Raw genomic sequence first — 20780 nt, 5'->3', positions numbered from 1 at the left:
CCCCGTTTTTTGCGACCGTTCAGACCCGCTGAGCGGCAAATGAATCCCCGGCCCGAACAGAAAACTCCGTGCAAAGGTGGCGTAAACTGCCTCAGCTGACCATGACTGAATCACCTATGCTGCTACAAACTTCCGCAAAAGTCCGGAGCCCATCATGTTCAGATATCGTCACCGCCTGCCACTCAGCCATGGTTTGTCCTGCGCCCTTGCAGCAACTGCCCTGCTCACAGCACCCGGCATTAACGCAGAAATCCGGGAGATTCCGGCCGAAGAAATGACCGAAGCCTACATCCGCGACACCACCGTCATCGTGCGCAAAAAAGAAGGGAAAGACGATGAGGGACAGAGCAGACAACGCACGGTAACCATCAAACCGCTGGAACAGGGCTACAACGAAGGGGAAAACCTGAACAGCAGTCAGGCGACTGGCAGCGGCGGTGTCAGCAGCGACAGCTATCAGGCCGAAACCATCGCCAACGAACTGGCCGTTCAGTCGAGCTACAACTTTACTGTGGTCGACCCCAGTCAGGCCCAGCGTGAAGAAACCCTGCGTCAGGTGCTCGGACTCGAACCCGGTACACCGATCGACTACAACAACCTGTCATTCCCGACGGATGTGGTCACCAACACCACGCCACCGGCGGGCGTGAGCTCTGCGATCACCCCCGGGCAGTTCTCCATCAGCATTCCCAATTCGGGCAATTATCAGACGCAGAATTTCCAGACACCCGGTGGCGAATATCAGGTGAACGTTACGCCATCCCAGATCACCTTCACCCTGAACCTGCCTCAGCAATAACTCTCAGGCCGGACGGGTTCAATTATCCAATCCGGCCACCCACTACTGCCCGCCACCCGCCAGAAGCCCTTGAAAAACCTGAGTTTTCAAATCGCGCCAGTCGTCAGCGAGAAAACATACATCTGTGGCAATTTGTCTATAAATGGGGTAGAGTCGATCGAACTATAAGAATAAAAAGAGACTTCCGCCATGCAGTTCTCTACCTTCTCCGTCGCCGCACTGCGCGCTGAGCCGCTGGTGCATTTGCTGTCCACTGCGAAAGGACAATACAAAGTTCAGTATCAGGCGTTTTCACTGCCTGAGAACCTGCACAAATCCCCGGTTGTTTTCCTTGGCGGTGCCTTCCAGAGCTTTTCGTCATTCCGCGCTGAAGTGGAACTGGTGATTGCTACGCACCCGATCATTCTGGCCGACTTTCCTTCACAGGGCAGTAACGACCAGCTGGCTCCCGAGCTGTCACTACCTGACTACGCCGATCTGGTTGCCGATTTCTGCGATGCCTTCGAATTGCCAAAAGTGATCATGCTGGGCATCAGCTATGGTTCGGCCATGGCGACCCTGTTCGCAACCCGCTACCCGGAAAAAGTGGAACGCCTGCTGCTGTCGGGTATCACCTGCTTCCGCCGCGAAAGCCTGATCACCCTGCTCGAAGATTCGCTGTCGTTGCTGGCCAAAGGCGACATGGAAGGATTCGCAGCGACCGCGGTGTGTAACCTGATCAATCACAACCGCCTGAACGAAACCGAGGTCAGCCCGACCTACCGTCGCCTGCTGTTCCGTCAGATCGCCCGCCTGACTGAAAACGAGCGTCAGCGCTACGCACAGAATACGCAACGCCTGCTGGATTTCCCGGGCTTCGATGGTTTCCCGGCTTGCCCGACACTGATCGCCACAGGTGAATACGATAACTTCACCCTGCCATCAGAGAACGCCGCCGTGGCCCGCCAGTGTGCCAACGCCACCTTTGCCGTCGTGCACAATGCCGACCACCTGGCGCAGTTCGAGCGCAAAGAAGCGACCAGCACCCTGTTCCACCGCTTTATGTGCGGTGACCGTGTCGACAACGTCGAAGGCACAGAAATTTTCGACCCTGTGGCGTACGACAAAGCGGACCAGCGTCTGCAGAGCCGTCAGCGCCCGCTCGCTCAACCTTACGAGCTGACCGATGAAAGCACAGGCAAAACCCACATTGTGCGCATCAACAACATCAACTTCGCCGGTTGCGAACTGGAGCAGACTCATGTGGATCTGAGCCTGTCCGAAAGCTCAGGCGATCTGTGGCTGAGCATTCCGGAAACTGGATGCCGCTACCACGTGCGCGTGCTGGAGCGCGAACGCAAGGTCATGCGCTGTCTGATCATTCAGCGCGATCTGAAACATGCCGATCAGTTACTCAGCTACCTCGAAGGTAATGTCCTGATGGTGCGCGAAACCGCTCCGGAAACCCTGCAGGAACAGCTCGCCTGATTCTGCACGCAAATAAAAAAAGCCCGGATTATCCGGGCTTTTTTTATTGCTGAATAACGCAGGAAGCAGACTCAGGAAATGCGGCGGAACGGCGGCAGACTGTCTAACAGCAATTTGCCATACCGGTGCGACAACAAACGCTTGTCGAGAATACTGATGCGGCCATGATCAGACTCTGTGCGGATCAGACGACCACAGGCCTGTACCAGACGAATGGACGCTGCCGGCAGTGTCAGCTCCATAAACGGGTTTCGTCCCCGGCTTTCCAGCCATTCACTGATCGCTGCCTGAATCGGATCATCCGGCACTGCGAACGGAATTTTTACAATCACCACGTGGGTCACGTAGTTACCCGGCAAGTCGATACCTTCGGCAAAACTGGCGAGACCAAAAATAATACTGCCCTGCCCGGCGTCGATCCGTTCTTTATGGCGGCGGACAATTTCGGCTTTGGGTAAAAATCCCTGACACAACAACTGGTCGTACCAGTCACTGAGAAAGGTATCCCGCGTGGCTTCCAGCTGAGCGCGGGAGCTGAACAGAATGAGCGTACCACGGGAAAGATCGATTTCTTTTTTCAGCCAGGCTTCAACATCGCCCTGAAACTGATCACTCTTCGGATCGGACGCCAGCGACACCGGCTGCAGCTCACCCAATTCCGGATAATTAAACGGACTCATCACCCGCTCGTAAGTTGCCCATTCCGGCAAGCCGGTTTCCCAGCTTAATTTTCCAAAACTGTTTAATGCCGTCAGCGTTGCCGAGGTAACCACCGCACCATAGCAACGACTCCATAGGTTTTTACGTAACTGATCCGCCACCGCAATCGGCGATGCACTCATGCGGATATCCCAGCTGTCACCAAAAGGCACCTTGCTCAGCCACCGCGCCACCGGCAATGCGCCTTCCGCCTCCTGTGCGCACAACCAGGACAAAGCCTCGGACAACTGCTCGGCGCGGGCCAGCATAATGCCCATTGGCGCCTGCCAGGCTTCGGCCACATCCCGGGTAAAATCACTGTCTTCTTTCGGGTCGAGGGATTTCTGCAGCATGTCATTCAATTTATCCAGACACATCAGCAGAGATTGCAGCGGGCTTTTCATATTGATCAGCAATTGGCGCAGGTTTTCCGGCATCACACCGTCTTCAAAGCGCAATTTCTCCTGATCACCCATCATGTCCATCACCAGCGGCCAGACCAGATTGATGGCCTGCAGGACGTCGCGGATATTCTGCGGCGCTTCACTCAGCGAATGCATCAGGCCATGCGGAATGCCTGCCGCCGAGACAAATTGTTCAATGCCCTTTTCCAGCTGCTGCAGCCACTGCCGTTGCGCTCTGACACCCGCTTCCAGGCGGAAGTGATTCAGCGCCTTATCGGCCAGATGGTGACCTTCGTCGAACACATAAATGGTTTTATCCGGCGCGGGCAGAACGGCACCGCCCCCCAGAGATAAATCGGCCAGCACCAGGTCGTGGTTTGCGACGATGACGTCGGCTTCTTCCATAGCGCTGCGCGCTTTATAAAAAGCACAATTCTGAAAATGCGGACAGCGGCGATTCGAACACTCGCGGTGAGTTGCCGTCAGATGTGACCACTGACTGTCTTCAATTTCTTCCGGTAAACGGTCACGGTCACCATCCCACTGTCCCGAGCCGTATTTCATCAGCAGACCTTCAAACAATTCCCGGTCTTTTTCCTCCGGGCTTTGTTCAAATAAGTCGACCGTCGACAATAAGCCGGATAAATGCTGCAGGGCTTTATCGAGTTTCAGCAGACACAGGTAACGACCGCGGCCTTTCGCCAGAGCGAAATTAAACGGCATGGAAATGGTTTTCTTAAGATTCGGCAGGTCCTTATCCAGAATCTGCTCCTGCAGCGCCACAGTAGCGGTCGAGACCAGCAGCTTCTTTTCTTTTTCAATCGCCACCGGCAAGGCAGCCAGCAGATACGCCAGTGTTTTACCGGTACCGGTTCCGGCTTCGACCACCGCAATGCCCGCCTGATTGTCGCGGGCACCTTTTTCGTCTTCGTGAACGGCGCCAAGACTCTTGGCAATTTCTGCGATCATAACGCGCTGACCAAGACGCGGTTTGAGCCCCAGCGCCTTGATGCATTCGCGGTACAGCGCCTGAATGCGCTCTTTGGTTTCTTTATTCAGCATAATCAGGGAATGGCCTGCCAACCTTTACTGCGGCCAACGTGCACTGGCCAACCTTCTACATCCAGCAGGATGCCATCCGGTGTAATTTCTTTGAGTAATACGCCCTCGGCCAGCCAGCTGCCTTCAGCCCACTCGCGGTTATTCATAACAACGCTGCGTTTGTCGGCCACCGGGCTGTAAATATGACTGTTGATCATCAGCTGCGGGATACGGCGCAACGCCTCCAGCGGTGGCATCGTGCGCGCATCGCCAGCCGGAGAAAGACGCTCAGCAGCGGCTGGCGGCTCAGCGCGACTGTCGGCGGCCGTTGCACTTGCCGGCTCCGGGATCGGCACCGGGACAGGTGCTGACGTCAGATCCGGGGCTTCAGCCGGCACGGGTTGCTGCGCAGATATTTCCGGCTGCGGGCTCATCACAGCCACCTCAGCCACCGGAGCGACATCTGCTGGCGCAACCGGCTCATGCTGCGGCAGTGCGTTCAGAATCAGGGCGGCGACCAGCAGCAATACCAGCATGACCAGCACAGGCATCAGCCAGACCGGCAATGCCGCCTGCACAATCTGCGGCTGCGCCAGCGCCTGTGCGACCGACGTGTTGGCCGCCGCCCGCTCCTGTTCCGATTTTTTCAGGGCATCCAGAATGTACGACATATCACCGGACTCCTGTCGGCCGCTGTTTGCTCAGATACAACAGGGTTTGTGGCCCCAGAATTTTGTCGGGTGTAAGCCCCTGTTGCTGCTGAAACTCCGCCACTTTCATGGCCAGCAGCGGATCATAATAACGCGTATCCGGCGTCTGTCCCTGACCACCGGGACCAATCATTTGCCAGTCTGACGGCCACTCAGCGTTAAGCTGGGTGCGGACCCAGGCGACCACCGCGTGCGAGTCGCCGGGCCGGATAAGTGACGCATCGTAGCCCTCCGGCGCACGCCAGAGCATCAGCGCCTGACCAAGATAAGCCGCCGACATATCGCTATTGCCCGTCCAGTACTGACTGCCGTCCCCTGCCCGCACGGCTTTAACGTAGGTCAACCCGGTTGCATCCAGGCGGCTGAGCGGCCAGTCGAGCCAGAGGCAACGCCAGCCATCGCGCAGCTGCTGGCAGTCGCGAACATCAGGCTGCCCCAACCCAGTGGCCAGCTGTGAAACGGGCAGCTGTTTGTCCGAATCGGCAAACAAGCCAGTGCCTGATTCAGACGGCAACAATGATGACAACGCAGACGGCAACAACCCCTGAATCGGCTTCAACAGAATGGCCGTCAGAGTCACGGCCAGCAGCACACTCAGCGCAAACCAGAAGCTGCCCAGAGGATTGCCGGCCGCAGGGTCACGGCGTGGCGTCGCCGGTTTATGCGTTCCCAGCACCTCACGCTCGGCTCCTTTGATCAGACCCAGATCAACTGAGGCTTTTTCACGCGCGTAGGCGCCCAGCAGCGCACGGTCGGCCAGCGTATTGATAATGCGGGGGACGCCCTTGGCTGCCTTCCACAGCCGCCTGATGGCGGTCGACGAAAACAGGCCGGCGCGACCACCGGCCTGGACGGCGCGGTAATTGAGGTAGTCGGCGGTTTCCTGCAGCGACAGATGGCTCAGGTGGTAACGGGCGGTAATGCGCTGATTCAGCTGACGCAAATCGTGACGCATCAGCACGTCGCGCAGCTCCGGCTGGCCGACCAGAATCAGGGTGAGTAATTTGGCCTGTCCGGTTTCCAGATTGGTGAGCAGACGAACCTGCTCCAGCAATTCCGCCGGCATCGCCTGCGCTTCATCAATCACACAGATGACCTGATGACCCTGAGCGTATGCTTCAAGCAGACCTTCATTAAGGTAACGGTATAAATCGCGAAGCGAAGAAGAAGGCGGGCATGCAAACCCCAGCTCATCGCACAGGCTCTGCAGTAATTCGGCAGACGTCAGCTGAGGATTAAACACATACGCCGTACGTACCGTGTCCGGCACAGAGGCCAGAAAACGCCGGCAGAGCGTGGTTTTACCGGTACCGACCTCACCCGTCAGACAAATCAGTCCACCATGCCCGCTGAGCGCGTATTGCAGATGCGCCAACGCTTCCTGATGTCCGCGGGACGGAAACAGAAAATCCGGATCAGGAGCGATCGAAAACGGAAAACGCTTGAAACCGAAGTAGTCGAGATACATGGCGGGAAATCAGGCCCTGCGAAATAAGGGCCGAATCATAACGGATTTTTAAGCCGGCCGCAGAAGGTGATCACCAGGACCAGCTGAGCGCCGCGTCCAGCTGCAGATCACGGGCATAGTGCAGACGCTGATCGTCGCTGAGAAGACTCAGACGCCCAAACTGCCCCTGCCAGTGCAGACCCAGCTGATGGGTCGAATGCAGCGACACCCCAAGGGCACCTACCCCGGTCTGCCAGTCTTTCTGCACGCTGAGCCTGCGGTAAAGACCATGCTGATAAACCTGAGCACGGACAGCGTATGGCGTGTATACAACCTGAGCATCCACCGTCACTGGAATCCGGGTCGAATAGTCTCCGGTGCCCGAACGTCCGCTGGCCGCACCACTGCTGGAGCAGACCTCTCCGGCGCTGGAGCCCAGGTTAATACAGCCGGTAGTGAATCCGGCATCCGGTAACTGCCAGCGGTTGAGCAGATCACTCAATGTGAGCGACATCTGCCAATCGCGAAGTCCGGTAAAAGCCACCTCCACACCGGCGGTGAAGCCGGTGCCTGCGGGTACGTCCACCGGGTAGTCGAGAATTTTGTCTTCACTGAAATGGTAATCAAGGGTGGCGGACGCCGACACATCGCTGCCCGCCGCCGATACGCCGTCCAGCTCACCAAACTGGTAGTCGTAGACCCGGTACAGACCAACCGACGGTGTCACCGTAACATCAGCAAACGACAGCGGATGGCTGAGCACGCCGCCTTCAGCGTAAAAGCCCAGCGCATCCAGCGACAGGTCGTAATCGGATGCCGAATCCAGCCCCTGTTCCTGATTGCGGTAAAAAACCGACATGCCGCGACTGAAGGTGAAGTAGTAATACCAGCGGCGCTCGATGCGCACTGTCCAGTCATCGAGCGTCAGCGCAGCCCCCATGCGGGCATCGGCGTAGGCATAGCGGCCGGGAGTAAAAGCACCGTCCCAGCCACTGACCATATCGCTGATCGAAACCGGTTCACTGGAACCGTGCACAGAAAATCCGGCTTCTACTCTATCGGCTGCCTGTGCGCACAACGGCAGCATCAGCACCGCTGAAATCAGGTTACGCAATCAGCCCCCCAGCACCATAAACTGACCATCGCTGAAGCGCACAACGTAAACGCCGTCGCGCTCTTCGCGGATCACACCAACCAGCGAGTTGCGGAAGAACAGATACCCTTTGGCTTCACAGTCGAAGGCCACGGCCTCTTTCCGGTTGACCACACCACAGGAGCCCTCCGCCTCAGGTGCAGGCGATTCAGTTCCGGTGTACTCAGTGTCGTAATTTACTTCACCGGAAATAATGACCCCGACACTTTCGCCATCAGTGCCATTACCGGTGAACAGAGTGACACCGCCACGGAAGACGATGAGGTCGGCAATTTCGTAGCCAATTTTACCAGTGCTGTCCTGACCCACGGCGTAGGCCATATAAAGACTCTGTGCGCGGGTACCGGTCGGCAACACGTCGACCAGATAGTCGTAGTCGTAGCCGGCGGTAATGCCCACTTCCCATTCATCCTTCGCTTCACGGGTCAGGCTGATGTTGACGATGGCCACCGGAATGCGGCTGAACGAATCATTGCCTTCGGTAAAGCAGTCGCTGGCACCGTCAGCACACTCGACCAGTTCGTGCGCCATACGCAGGTTCATATCCGATAGCCCCTGCATAAAGACGGCGTCCAGACGACCGTCCAGCGTCACTTCCGTGCCTGTGGTATCGAGAATGGCGTTGCCTGAGCTGTCTTCCGGGAACATCAGGCGGTAGGCACCGCGCGCCGGAATAGAGAACAGCCCCAGGCTGTCGGAGTCGACCAGTTCCTGAATGGTCATTTTCTCGTCGGTCGTCACGACGGAGGTACAGGTTTCGGTCGAGCGGTTGCCACTTTCATCTTCAATCACGGAGCACTTGCGCAGACCCGGCTCACCCACATCATCCTGACCAAATACCTCAACCCGGTTGATGCCGTAGCCGTTGATTTCAACTTCGATGTAATCGGCCGTGCGCATCACATCGGTAACGGTTGAACCACTGGTCTTGGTGCCGTACAGCACAGATTCATTGGTTCTGATCAGGTATTTAAACAGGTCAGGCTCAATCGCGCCGGCCTCGTAGCCGTCACGGATACGGAAGAAATCGTCGAGTTCAGGCCACACCGAATCGGCATAGTAGTTCGCGGAGTTGGTCACACTGGTGGTGAAGGTCAGTTCCGCTTTATCACCCAGCGTCAGCGTTTCACCCTCTTCCTGCAGCTTACCTTCGTCGGCGCCGTCGGCCAGAATCTGGAACGACACAGACGTCAGGTTGTAGTGATACAGGGTGTTTGCATCCAGCGGGTCACGCACGCCGAGCATGGCCGCCGCAACGTAAAGCTCAAAGGTTTGCTGATTGCCGTCGACGGTCAGCGGAATCTTGGCGTAAGGCCAGCTGACGTCGAAGCCCAAGGGTTCGGTTTCATCGGCGGTGCTGTTGTTGTTGATATCCAGCAGCTGGCCGGATCCGTTGTCTACCGCAGTCACCGGCGGCTTGGTAAAGGATTCGTTGTACACGATACGCAGACGCGGAACGGCGGTTGTTTCCGTGCCGTCATCTTCGGTCGTTTTCACATCACGGAAGGTCAGATTCAGCGTCTGAGCACTGGTGTCCGGCGCTGTGTAGCTCACCGTCAGTGTGCCTTTGTGGATGATATCAAAGGCGTAGAATTCGCCTTCATCCGCGGTCACACCGTCCACTGCCACCCCCTCATAGGTGAACACCAGCGGATCATCGCTGTCGGAACCGGCTACTGTGTAGGTTTCAGCATCGGCATCGTAGTGACTGTCGCCCGCACAGCCGGTATTCAGACAGCTGATGTAGGTCAGGCTCAGATCACGCAGACTGCGCAATGCCGCCTCCATGCCCGGTGCGGCCGACTCATACACGTCCGCCAGTCCGTCGTAGTAAGCCACTGTTTTGGCGACGTAGGCCGGATCCACAAAGCTGTGTACACAGCTGGTGTCATCCTGATCGGCACCGCTGGCGCAGGTGTCGGGATCATCGCCCTTCCAGTTCAGCAGGCGCTCATTCAGATCGGCCACGAACACCTTGGTTTTGTTGATGCGATCCAGCCAGTCATCCACTTCGTCAGCCGTTACTGAAACCGACGTCAGCACGCCATCTTCGAGCACGGCCATCTGATCGGAGAGACGGGTCAGCACCGCTCCGATTTCCGATGGAATCGCATAGCTGCGCCCTTCCATAAAGGTTTTGTTGTCGCTCAGAACCTGATAGGCCGCTTCATAAATAGCGTACAGCGAGGTACCCGAGCCGCCCTTCTGGTAAAACTGGCCCTGATTCACCAGCAGATCGTGCACCAGATTGTTAACCCAGGTGGTTTCATCGATGCCTTCCGCCTTTGCCAGTACCTGCCCGGCCGCCACGATGGCGCCGTAATAAATGGCATCCGGACGAAGTGCCGCCGACAGTTTGCTGTCGTTGAACAGATCAGCGGGCTCCAGCGCACGGCTGGAAACCACATCCACCACACCGAACATACGGTCCATCCAGACGTTGGCCCGCTCGATGGTGAACGCAGTGTAAACACCGGTGCGCGGCGTGGTCGGGTCGTCGAGATCCGTCGCACTGTTGTCGGTCTTGTCGATATAACTGGTGTAGGCAAACGCACTGGCCAGATGGGTCACCCAGTTCACGTTGATGCGCATGTTGTCCATGGACTCGGCGACGGACGCACGCAGCTCAAAATCTTCCGCCACCGGCGCCTCTTCGCGGTACGCCCAATCGGTGCCACAACCCGCCACAATCTGACAACGCTGAGTGGTTGCATCGTCATCTTTTGCCAGCGTAATCAGTGTCAGCGGTCCGCCCAGATCGTCAGAATCGACTTTAACCGAATAGAAAGACGTTGCGGTCGAGGTCGCCTTACTGCCGACGTAAACCTCAACATTGTCGTCGTCGATCTCGGTTTCCGGCTGCCCCTGTACATCAATCGGCACGGCCTGAACAACCGCATTGTGCACGTTGCTGCTGCCGATATAGCCATTCACGTATTTGAGGGTTTCAGTTACCTGACTGGTGGAAGAGCCATTGCCGCTGCAGCCGGACAGCACCAACCCCAGCGCCGGGAGCGCGAAAGCGAGTGGAGAGATTTTCATTATTGTTCTTCTGTTTTCAGAGGTCCGGGCATTCTAACCCGTCTGCTACTGTGAAACATCACAGGAAAGGCATTTACAGAAAACTTACACAAAAAAGCCCGGAAGAATCCGGGCTTTTTTGTGTTCTGACGTCTTAGCGGGACGCTTTGAACTTCAGACGGTAAGCGTGCAGCAGTGGCTCAGTGTAACCACTTGGCTGCTCTTTACCTTTGAAGATCAGATCAGAAGCGGCCTGGAAGGCGATGCCATCGAAGCCCGGTGCCATCTTGATGTACAGAGGGTCAGAGGCGTTCTGACCGTCAACAACAGCGGCCATGCGCTTCAGGCTGTCTTCAACCTGTGCACGGGTGCACACGCCGTGTTCCAGCCAGTTCGCCACGTGCTGGGAAGAAATACGCAGAGTTGCGCGGTCTTCCATCAGGCCCACGTTGTTGATGTCAGGTACTTTGGAACAACCAACGCCCTGATCAACCCAACGAACCACATAGCCCAGAATACCCTGACAGTTGTTATCCAGTTCTTTCTGGATCTGTTCGGCGGTCAGCGCAGCGGCCTGTTCTGCCGTCATCAGCGGCAGAGTCAGGATACCGTCCAGCTTGGCGTGTTCGCGGTTTTTCAGTTCGTTCTGAACAGCGAATACGTCGACCTTGTGGTAGTGAACGGCGTGCAGAGTGGCGGCGGTCGGAGACGGAACCCAAGCAGTATTGGCACCGGCTTTCGGGTGAGCGATTTTCTGTTCCATCATCTGGCCCAGCTCATCCGGAATTGCCCACATGCCTTTACCGATCTGGGCACGGCCTTGCAGACCACACTTCAGGCCCACATCCACGTTCCAGTTTTCGTAGGTGTTGATCCAGGTCTGTTGTTTCATAACAGACTTAGGAACGAACGCACCAGCCAGCATGGAGGTATGGATTTCGTCACCGGTACGGTCGAGGAAGCCGGTGTTGATGAACACAACACGGTCTTTCGCAGCACGGATACATTCTTTCAGGTTCACAGTGGTACGACGCTCTTCGTCCATGATGCCCATCTTCATGGTGAAGCGTGGCAGACCCAGTGCGTCTTCAATGCGGCCGAACAGTTCGTTGGCGAACGCCACTTCTTCCGGACCGTGCATTTTTGGCTTAACGATGTTCACGGAACCCGCGGTGGAGTTCTGGAATGGCGAGTTGCCTTTCAGGTCGTGGATGGCGATCAGCGTGGTGATCATACCGTCCATGATGCCTTCCGGTACTTCGCTGCCGTCGGCCAGCAGAATTGCCGGGTTGGTCATCAGGTGACCCACGTTACGGATGAACAGCATGGAGCGACCTTTCAGCTTGATGGTCTCGCCGTTCAGGCCCACGTATTCGCGGTCTGCGTTCATGGTACGGGTAAAGGTCTTGCCACCTTTGCTCACAGACTCAGCCAGGTCACCTTTCATCAGGCCCAGCCAGTTGCCGTAGGTTACCACTTTGTCAGCAGCGTCAACGGCAGCAACGGAGTCTTCACAGTCCATGATGGTGGTCAGAGCCGCTTCCATCAGAACGTCTTTCACGCCAGCGGCATCGGTAGAACCGATCGGGCTGGACGCGTCGATCTGGATTTCAAAGTGCAGGCCGTTGTTTTTCAGCAGAACAGCAACCGGCGCAGCAGCGGTACCGTTGAAACCAACCAGCTGAGAGGCGTTTTTCAGGGTGGTAACAGAACCGTCTTTCAGGGTAACAACCAGTTTGCCTTCTTCGATGGCGTACTTGGTGCTGTCAACGTGAGAACCGGACATCAGCGGAGCCGCTTCGTTCAGGAAGTCACGGGCCCAGGCGATTACTTTGTCGCCACGGACTTTGTTGTAGCCAGTGCCTTTTTCGGCGCCGCCTTCTTCAGAGATCACGTTGGTACCGTACAGAGCATCGTACAGAGAACCCCAACGGGCGTTGGCTGCGTTCAGGGCAAAACGGGCGTTCATCACTGGCACAACCAGCTGCGGGCCGGCCATGGTGGCGATTTCAGGTTCTACGCTGGCAGTGGTGGCCTGGAAGGCTTCGCCTTCAGCAACCAGATAGCCGATTTCCTGCAGGAAGGCTTTGTATTCGGCCGCGTTGTGTGGCTGACCTTTACGCTCAGTGTGGTAAGCATCGATTTTCGCCTGGAAATCGTCACGCTTGGCCAGCAGAGCTTTGTTCTTAGGCGCCAGTTCGTTGACCAGAACGTCAAACTCAGCCCAGAACTTTTCTGCATCGATACCGGTACCCGGAATCGCCTTCTCGTTTACGAAATCGTACAGCGCCTGGGCGACTTTAATGCCACCCTTCTGAACGTATCCTGTCATTATTCAGCCTCGATAATGTAAGTTCACACCCTTGCCGGATGCCTGAAACCACTGCACTGCCCCTGCAAACACCCGGAGCAGACAAAAAGTCGCGGAAGTATACCGCAGCGCCCATATCACCAGAATGAAATATTGCTGATACCCCACATCACCAAAATAAATACAAGCACCAAAAGGTAACGGTATAAAAGTAATAATACCAACAGACCCATCAACAGCGCTCTGCTAGAGTGAGCGGCTGAATATTCCTCTCTGCACCCTGCTTTCCGGAACCCCACATGGATCAGATCGCCACCACCATATTGTCATCCGGCCGCTCTGCGGTTGAACTCGCGTTCCTGATCTTGTTGCCAGTGATGATCGTCATGCTCAGCATCATGCACTGGCTCGACAGCCGCGGCTGGCTTAACCGCGTTGTTCGCGTTACCGCACCACTTTTAGTGCCATTCGGCCTGACCGGCCTTGGGGTATTTGCGCTGATTCAGGTGTCGATGGTGAGTTTCGCCGCGCCAATCGCCACGCTGGCCATCATGGCGCGCAACGGTTCGTCCGCGCGCCACATTGCAGCAACACTGGCCATGGTGCTGGCCATGGCGCAGGCCAACGTGGTGTTTCCGATGGCGGCGACCGGACTCGATGTTCCGCTGACGCTCGGCATCGCACTGCTCGGTGGTTTAATCGCCGCCGCCTGTTGCTGGTACGGATTCGGGCGCTCGCTCAGTGCGGATGCCACCCAACCGGAAGACACCGAGCTGCTGCCGGATGCGGGTAATAACCGTCCCAATCTGCTGCTGGTGATTCGCTCCGCCGGCAAAGACGCCTGGGACATTGCACTCGGTGCCCTGCCCTTACTGGTGGTCGCTCTGGTTGCGGTCAACCTGTTCCGCCTGACCGGCGCCGTCGACTGGCTGGAAACCCTGATCAGCCCCCTGCTCAGCGCAGCGGGCCTGCCGCCGCAGACCCTGCTGCTGATGCTGACCAAATACGTGGCAGGCGGTACCGCCATGATGGGGATCGCCATGGAGCAATCCGCCATCGGCGCCATGACCACCAATGACATTAATCTGCTGGCCGGGCTGCTGATCTGCCCGCTGGACGTCGCCGGCGTAGCGATTCTGATATCCGCCGGAAAACAGGTGGCCGACGTGGTAAAACCCGCCGTGCTGGCCGCCTTAATCGGAATTGCTGTTCGAACCCTGTTGCATTACAGCCTGTTCAGTTAAGGCTATCGCAGCCTCGGCAGGACGTGATACACGGCGCTGGAAGCCACCGCACATTCGTAAAAAATCCAATGAACACCCGTAAGAAAGCTCGCCAGAAGATTCATCAGAAAACCAATAAGTCGTCAGAAAACCAATAAAAAAGCGGCCGTAGCCGCTTTTTTATTTGGTGTATTCACCCCATCTGATCACAGCGTTTCAAAGCTGCCATCGATGTAGCGGATGATCCACACGCCGCTTTCTTTCTTGATGCGGCCGTACACCACATCGCGGAAGTTCAGATAGAACACAGCGTCGTCCAGCGACGTGGTCTTAGTCACTTCGGCGTTGTTGTCGGTGACGCACAGTTCGTAGGTGCCATCGTCGCCTGTGATGTACTTGTACGGCAACGCCGACAGGTTGTAAGTCTGATTCATGTAAGCGGTGAGCAGACTGTCGACCTTTGAGGTCGTGCCATCATCCAGCGACAGGGACACACCGTCTTTGTACATCGCCAGACTGCCGGTGGTTTCAAACGATGAGTCGGTATCGTACGACAAAATAATGCGATCCAGATTCGAGCCGGTACCCAGATACACATCACTGCTGGTGATGCCGGAATAATCGTGCGACAAACCGGCACTCAGACTGTAGCGTTCGGAGGTTTCGGCGGTCACCGCCATGTCAAACAGCGTGGACGGCTCGTTATCAATCAGCACTTCGCTGGTGATGCGCGCCGAGGTCAGGCCCAGCACCATAGGATCGTAGAGCACACCGTCCATACTGGTAGCGGACGTGTTCAGATCCTGCAGGGTCAGACAGCCGTCGCTGTCGGCCGCATTCACCGGCCAGGTCACAAAGTAGGTACCACGGCCCGGCACGGTAATGCGCGAGAACGCACCGGCTTCCCACAGATCGTTGATCGCCAGCTGGAAATCACGGGCGGTGTACAGACGCTGCTTCGGATCGCAGGTATCGACCGACCAGTTGCTGCCGTCGTAGGCCAGATCACAGATTTCCAGATCGTGGGTTGAGATCAGCTCGTCGGTGTCATCGTCATTGTCGATGTCGTACGAATCTTCGCGCTCAACCGTTGGGTAGAAGCGGTAACGACGGGAACCGTCAATCGCTTCACCATTAGCCAGCAGATACACGTCCAGATATTGCACATCCTGACCACTCACGGTTTCTTCACCGGTTTTGTAGGTCAGCAGATCAGACAGGGTATCGCCTTTGGTGAAACCGCTCGTGGCGTTCGGCGTAAAGAAGCCGTTGAACGAGGCAAACTCTTTTTCCGGATAGTAGTCGGACGCATTGGCGGCAGAGCCCGCGATGTACACGGTGGAATAATCCACGTCGTCGTCATCTTCGTCACCAATCACATCGGAAATGCGGCCGTTCAGCACAGCGGTATCGATGTTGAAATGCAGGTCGGAGGCGTCATTCAGCGGGTCACGCACACCACGCAGGAACAGACGGAAGCTGCCGGTCACTTCGCCAACCGTGATGTCATCACTGGTGGTTGAGGTGCCTGAGGTATCCGTCAGCTGGAAATCAGACCAGCGGATTTCATAGCCAATCACCTCGTTGTCGGCCGGATCATCCAGCGTGCTCACCTCGTCGGTGAAATACACGCGCACACCCGAGCTTGAGGTGATGTCGTTCTTCGGATCATCGTCTTCGTACACCTGATCGACAACAAACTTCAGATCGCCCTGAGTGTAGGTGCCGGTAATCAGCACATCGATGGCGTGGGAACTGGTGGGCGTATCATCGTCGTCGGTGGTGTTCACGTCCGCCACCATCTGCTTAACACTGATGTCACCCGAATTGAGGGTCATGGTCAGCGTGCTGCTGTCGTAGCTGCAGGCCGATACCCAGGTGTAGGACGTGTAATCGGCGCACTGGCCAGTGCTGCCAAGCACGGTTGCCGAGTACAGTTTCTCGGTGTCGATAAAGGCCTGTACCACGGCATCCAGATTGTCGGCGTGTTTGTCGCCAATCTGCTTGATCAGGTCAACGTATTCGTCGAGCTGATCTTTGTAGCCGTCTTCAAAGAAGGTGTCCTGATACTCGCGCATCACATCAATGAACGCCTTGGTGCGCTTGATACCGAGCACGAAATCATCGTAATCATCCTGACCAAACAGGCTGACCAGAGTCGCTGGCGTGGTGGTGGTAAAGGTGTCATCCGCAAAGGCCGCGATATCGGCTTCCAGACCGGTGACCACCGCCGTTACGTTCTGGTGCACCGCGTCGTTGGCGATGGTCAGCGCATTCAGGTTATCAATCGCCGCCTGATACAGGTCGGTAAGGGTCAGCACGCGTGTGACCGTATTGCTCTTTTCCAGCATCTGGCCTTTGTCGGCCGAAAACTCGGTCGATACGGCCGCGGTAAAGCCATCGCCATAGGTTTCAGCCAGATGATTCCAGGCAGCAATTAACGCACCGTAGCGGATGCTGTCCTGCGCACCGGCCGACACTTTGCGGTAGGCGCTGATCTGCGTCAGATCCGCAGGCTCTGCACTCTGCACGCTGGTGATGTCGAACACCCCGGAAACCTGAGATACCGCCTGCTCCACCGAGTAGGCGGAGTAGTAACCGGTTTCGGTCCATTCCGGCGTGTCGGCACTTTCGGTGTAAACGTAGTCATAGGCCAGCTGGGTCACCAGATCGGTCAGCGGCGTTACGCGTACGGTCTCGCCCTTGGACGCAGCGTACACCACGGAGCGCCAGCCCAGACCGTCGATCCGCGCGACATCGGTGCCAAAGCTGTAATCGGTGCCAGAGGCTGAACAGCCCGCCACCCATTGACAACGGACCGTGGTCGGCTCCGATTCCGTGTCTTCATCTTCAACACGGCCAATCAGCTCGAACAGCTGAATTTCAACGCTGGCGATGGTCGCCTTGATCAGACCTTCGTCATCGGTGACGTATTCGGAGCGCACATAGCGGCCATCCGCATCTTCCGATGGCTGTCCGCCTTCGGTAATGGCGACAGAACGGACGATGCCGTACTCGATGTCTTCTTGTCCGGCCTGTACGTTCACAGACACGGTGGAAGACGAATTCGATCCGCTGCTGCAGGCGCTCATCAGGCCGGTGAGTACAACAGGAATCAGCAAAGACGCGGTCAGATGTGTGCGGGTTGCCATAAAGAAACAATCACTCTCAGATGCGGGCGCGGGCCACTGCCCGAATAAAAATGGCGCTTATCATAACAGGCTTTACCCTGCGCGATAGTCATGCTGCCGTAAGGAAGTGCAATAGACTGCCACAACTGACAAGGGTTCCCGCGGGAATTCCTGTGACGCTCAGCGCGGTTTCCGGTAAAATCCGGCACCTTTTGTTATTCCGCCGGACCACCATGCAGCTTTTCGTAGACCAGTTAACCAACGTCGACTTCAGTTACCTCGATCCCGTGCGCGGCATCGTGGGAGAAACCTGGTGGGCTTCTGCCCTGCTCGACGGCGCCCTCGACGATCAGGGCATGGTGTGCGACTTCGGCGTGGTGAAGAAAACCCTGCGCAACTGGCTCGACGACGACGTCGACCACCGCCTGCTGGTACCGGTGCAATCCGACGCCCTCACCCTGAGCGTTGATGGCGACCGTATCAACCTGATCTGGCGCCTGACCGGTGGCGGCGAGATCCAAATGCAGGCCCCGCGTCAGGCGGTGGCACTGGTCGACGCCAAAGTCATTACCGAAGACACCACCGCCCGCTGGTGCCGCGAACAGCTGCGCGAACATTTCCCGGTCAACGTTGAACAACTGACCCTGACCTTCACCGCGGAAGACATCGAAGGCGCCTTCTACCACTACAGCCACGGCCTGAAGAAGCACAACGGCAACTGCCAGCGCATCGCCCACGGCCACCGCTCCCGGCTGAAGGTTTACCTCAATGGCAGTCGTGACGCAGATCTGGAACAGGAATGGGCGGAACGCTGGCAGGATATTTACCTCGGCAGCGAAGAAGACCTGGTCAGCGACGACGGCAACTCTTACGGCTTCCGCTACCAGGCGATGCAGGGTGAATTCTCCCTGTCACTGCCGAAAAGCCATTGCTACATGATGAACACCGACACCACGGTCGAGTTTATCGCTCAACATCTGGCCCGCGTGATCAAGCAGACCCACGTCAACGATGACGTGACTGTGAAAGCCTTTGAAGGCGTGAACAAAGGCGCCATGGCCAGTCTCTGACACAGGACCAGCCTCTTAAACAGGGCCAGCTCTGAAATAAAGCCATTCACGCCCAATAAAAAAGCCGGTGATCACCGGCTTTTTTATTGGGTACGTTCTGCCAGCCTGCTCACACACAAAGCAGCAACTGACGCATCAGGCCATTTCCATACGACTGCGCAGACGCTTCTGGCCAAAAATAAACACCAGCAAGGCAATCGGCAACAGCCACCACAGCCATTCATGCACCTGCTCGGCGTATTGCCGCCCCAGCGTAAACGACACACCAAACAACAGCGCAGCCCAGGCCAGAATCGACAGCACATTGGCCAGCGTAAAAACGCTGCCCGGCACCCGGGCAATGCCGCAGGCGATGTAGCCGAACGTGCGCAGGCCCGGCATGCAGCGGATCAGCGCCAACTGGTGCCAGGGTGCCTGCCGCAACGGGCTGATCTGGCGCGAAATCAGCTCGTGCTGACAATGGCGCGCCAGCCAGGGCCAGACATGCGCCAGGCGACCGGCCAGATAAAGTGCGGTATCGCCGATGAACATGCCGCTGCACGTTGCAGCAAAGGCCAGTTCCGGCGCCATGCGGCCACTGGCGGCCAGCAGACCCGCCCCGATAATGGCCAGATCCTCCAACATGAAGGTTGAAACAATCACCACCAACACCAGCCAGACCGGACTGTCTGAATAGGACAACAGAGACTCGAGCATACTCACCGCCAGACCAAATGGCGGGCAGTCTACTGCGCCACATATGACAGTCCGATGACAAAACAACGGCTTAGCGCCGGAGTAAAACGTCTGATTCTGGCTTAAATCGGCTGCAGGGCTGAGTTATCGGAAAAAATCCGGTAGAATTGCGCGCCTTAAAATTCACACCATTCATCGTCTGTTGAGAGCTGCTATGTCCACACAGAACCCAATGGCGCTGTCTGCCCTGTCCGCCATCTCCCCGATTGATGGCCGTTACGGCAGCAAAACCACCGATCTGCGTCCTGTTTTCTCCGAGTTCGGCCTTATCCGTGCCCGTGTGGAAGTGGAAATCCGTTGGCTGCAACGTCTGGCTGCCCACGAAGCCATCGCCGAAGTGCCGGCCTTCTCCGCCGCGGCCAACGCCGTGCTGGACAGCATTGTTGCCGACTTCAGCGAAGAAGATGCCCTGCGCATCAAAAAGATTGAAGCCACCACCAACCACGACGTAAAAGCCGTTGAATACTTCATCAAAGAGAAGTTTGCCGGCAACGACGAGCTGATGGCGGTGAATGAATTCGTGCATTTCGCCTGCACCTCCGAAGACATCAACAACCTGTCCCACGGTCTGATGCTGAAAGCCGGCCGTGACGTGATGGTGCCTGTGATGCAGAACATCGCCGACGAGATCCGCAAGCTGGCGCACGACTATGCCGCTCTGCCGATGCTGTCGCGTACCCACGGCCAGACCGCTTCGCCAACCACACTGGGCAAAGAAATGGCCAACGTGGTGGCGCGTCTTGAGCGTCAGATCAAACAGATCAAGGCCGTCGAACTGCTGGGCAAAATCAACGGCGCCGTGGGTAACTACAACGCGCACATTTCTGCTTACCCGGCCATCGACTGGGAAGCCAACGCCGAAGCCTTCGTGACCTCTCTGGGCCTGACCTTCAACCCGTACACCACCCAGATCGAGCCGCACGATTACATCGCTGAGCTGTTCGATGCTTACGCCCGTTTCAACACCATCCTGATCGACTTCGACCGCGATATCTGGGCATACATTTCCAACGGTTACTTCAAGCAACGCACCATTGCCGGCGAAGTGGGCTCGTCCACCATGCCGCACAAGGTAAACCCGATCGACTTCGAAAACTCCGAAGGCAACCTGGGTCTGGCCAACGCTGTGATGACTCACATGGCGCAGAAGCTGCCAATCTCCCGCTGGCAACGTGACCTGACCGACTCTACCGTACTGCGTAACATGGGCGTAGGTCTGGGTTACAGCCTGATCGCTTATCAGGCCACCCTGAAAGGCATCAGCAAACTGCAGGTGAACGAAGCGCGTCTGGGCGACGATCTGAACAACGCCTGGGAAGTGCTGGCCGAGCCGGTACAGACCGTGATGCGTCGTTACGGCATCGAACAGCCATACGAGAAACTGAAAGCCTTCACCCGCGGCAAAGCCATCACCAAAGACGCCATGATTGAATTCATTGCTTCTCTGGAACTGCCGCAGGCTGCCAAAGACGAACTGAACGCCATGACCCCGGCAACCTACATTGGTAATGCCGCAGATCAGGCGAAGAAGGTTTAATCGCCTTTACAATGAAAAGCCTCCTGCGGGAG

13 protein-coding genes are annotated in these 20780 nt (G+C 56.9%); 5 read left to right on the top strand and 8 right to left on the bottom strand.

All coding sequences use genetic code 11. The features are described 5' to 3' along the window. Positions 1-154 precede the first annotated feature (154 nt). Both ACQUQU_RS06295 and ACQUQU_RS06290 read left to right on the top strand, forming a co-directional pair. A complete protein-coding gene (locus ACQUQU_RS06295; protein ID WP_430462396.1) occupies positions 155-799 on the top strand; it encodes a hypothetical protein in 645 nt (214 codons plus the stop codon). A 189-nt stretch (positions 800-988) separates the two neighbouring features. Then, complete coding sequence (locus ACQUQU_RS06290) at positions 989-2266, top strand: alpha/beta fold hydrolase (protein ID WP_430462395.1); 1278 nt, start codon at positions 989-991, stop codon at positions 2264-2266. A 71-nt stretch (positions 2267-2337) separates the two neighbouring features. Here the strand turns inward: ACQUQU_RS06290 and dinG are convergent, their stop codons facing one another. From dinG to ACQUQU_RS06260, 6 genes are all read right to left on the bottom strand, one after another. Continuing rightward, positions 2338-4431, bottom strand: coding sequence for an ATP-dependent DNA helicase DinG (dinG, locus tag ACQUQU_RS06285; protein WP_430462394.1), 2094 nt, complete (start codon positions 4429-4431; stop codon positions 2338-2340). A 2-nt stretch (positions 4432-4433) separates the two neighbouring features. Beyond that, positions 4434-5081, bottom strand: a complete 648-nt coding sequence (locus tag ACQUQU_RS06280; protein ID WP_430462393.1) for a general secretion pathway protein GspB — start codon at positions 5079-5081, stop codon at positions 4434-4436. Between the two features lies 1 nt (position 5082). Beyond that, positions 5083-6588: an AAA family ATPase gene (locus ACQUQU_RS06275; RefSeq protein WP_430462392.1), complete on the bottom strand. Its 1506-nt coding sequence runs from the start codon at positions 6586-6588 to the stop codon at positions 5083-5085. A gap of 70 nt (positions 6589-6658) precedes the next feature. Next, positions 6659-7681, bottom strand: a complete 1023-nt coding sequence (locus ACQUQU_RS06270) for a hypothetical protein (RefSeq protein ID WP_430462391.1) — start codon at positions 7679-7681, stop codon at positions 6659-6661. Further along, positions 7682-10762 carry a hypothetical protein gene (locus ACQUQU_RS06265; RefSeq protein ID WP_430462390.1) on the bottom strand — a complete coding sequence of 1027 codons (3081 nt, stop codon included), beginning with the start codon at positions 10760-10762 and terminating at the stop codon, positions 7682-7684. 133 nt (positions 10763-10895) lie between these two features. Further along, positions 10896-13073 carry a malate synthase G gene (locus tag ACQUQU_RS06260; RefSeq protein ID WP_430462389.1) on the bottom strand — a complete coding sequence of 726 codons (2178 nt, stop codon included), beginning with the start codon at positions 13071-13073 and terminating at the stop codon, positions 10896-10898. A 278-nt stretch (positions 13074-13351) separates the two neighbouring features. On the opposite strand from ACQUQU_RS06260, the gene ACQUQU_RS06255 reads away from it, so the two are divergent. After that, on the top strand, positions 13352-14296 hold the full coding sequence (locus ACQUQU_RS06255; protein ID WP_430462388.1) for a nucleoside recognition family protein: 945 nt from the start codon (positions 13352-13354) through the stop codon (positions 14294-14296). Between the two features lie 185 nt (positions 14297-14481). Here the strand turns inward: ACQUQU_RS06255 and ACQUQU_RS06250 are convergent, their stop codons facing one another. Beyond that, positions 14482-17427 (bottom strand): hypothetical protein, encoded by a 2946-nt coding sequence (locus tag ACQUQU_RS06250; protein ID WP_430462387.1) that lies wholly within the window; start codon positions 17425-17427, stop codon positions 14482-14484. 212 nt (positions 17428-17639) lie between these two features. Here ACQUQU_RS06250 and ACQUQU_RS06245 point away from each other — a divergent pair, with 212 nt between their 5' ends. After that, a complete protein-coding gene (locus ACQUQU_RS06245; RefSeq protein ID WP_430462386.1) occupies positions 17640-18476 on the top strand; it encodes a 6-carboxytetrahydropterin synthase in 837 nt (278 codons plus the stop codon). 135 nt (positions 18477-18611) lie between these two features. Here the strand turns inward: ACQUQU_RS06245 and ACQUQU_RS06240 are convergent, their stop codons facing one another. Continuing rightward, a complete protein-coding gene (locus tag ACQUQU_RS06240) occupies positions 18612-19172 on the bottom strand; it encodes a DedA family protein (RefSeq protein ID WP_430462385.1) in 561 nt (186 codons plus the stop codon). Between the two features lie 211 nt (positions 19173-19383). On the opposite strand from ACQUQU_RS06240, the gene purB reads away from it, so the two are divergent. Beyond that, positions 19384-20748 (top strand): adenylosuccinate lyase, encoded by a 1365-nt coding sequence (gene purB, locus ACQUQU_RS06235; RefSeq protein ID WP_430463018.1) that lies wholly within the window; start codon positions 19384-19386, stop codon positions 20746-20748. Positions 20749-20780: the final 32 nt, after the last annotated feature.

The sequence above is a fragment of the Thalassolituus sp. LLYu03 genome (genome assembly GCF_050507655.1).
Classification (GTDB): domain Bacteria; phylum Pseudomonadota; class Gammaproteobacteria; order Pseudomonadales; family Oceanobacteraceae; genus Venatoribacter.
The sequence above is the reverse complement of the archived record's forward strand: the minus strand, read 5'-3'. Positions and strand labels throughout refer to the sequence as shown.

Bases quoted from the DNA above. Each gene is read 5' to 3' on its own strand.
- ACQUQU_RS06245 (WP_430462386.1), top strand. From the start codon at position 17,640: ATGCAGCTTTTCGTAGACCAGTTAACCAACGTCGACTTCAGTTACCTC.
- ACQUQU_RS06255 (WP_430462388.1), top strand. From the start codon at position 13,352: ATGGATCAGATCGCCACCACCATATTGTCATCCGGCCGCTCTGCGGTT.
- purB (WP_430463018.1), top strand. From the start codon at position 19,384: ATGGCGCTGTCTGCCCTGTCCGCCATCTCCCCGATTGATGGCCGTTAC.
- ACQUQU_RS06260 (WP_430462389.1), bottom strand. From the start codon at position 13,073: ATGACAGGATACGTTCAGAAGGGTGGCATTAAAGTCGCCCAGGCGCTG.
- ACQUQU_RS06295 (WP_430462396.1), top strand. From the start codon at position 155: ATGTTCAGATATCGTCACCGCCTGCCACTCAGCCATGGTTTGTCCTGC.
- ACQUQU_RS06280 (WP_430462393.1), bottom strand. From the start codon at position 5,081: ATGTCGTACATTCTGGATGCCCTGAAAAAATCGGAACAGGAGCGGGCG.
- ACQUQU_RS06240 (WP_430462385.1), bottom strand. From the start codon at position 19,172: ATGCTCGAGTCTCTGTTGTCCTATTCAGACAGTCCGGTCTGGCTGGTG.
- ACQUQU_RS06250 (WP_430462387.1), bottom strand. From the start codon at position 17,427: ATGGCAACCCGCACACATCTGACCGCGTCTTTGCTGATTCCTGTTGTA.
- ACQUQU_RS06290 (WP_430462395.1), top strand. From the start codon at position 989: ATGCAGTTCTCTACCTTCTCCGTCGCCGCACTGCGCGCTGAGCCGCTG.
- dinG (WP_430462394.1), bottom strand. From the start codon at position 4,431: ATGCTGAATAAAGAAACCAAAGAGCGCATTCAGGCGCTGTACCGCGAA.
- ACQUQU_RS06275 (WP_430462392.1), bottom strand. From the start codon at position 6,588: ATGTATCTCGACTACTTCGGTTTCAAGCGTTTTCCGTTTTCGATCGCT.
- ACQUQU_RS06265 (WP_430462390.1), bottom strand. From the start codon at position 10,762: ATGAAAATCTCTCCACTCGCTTTCGCGCTCCCGGCGCTGGGGTTGGTG.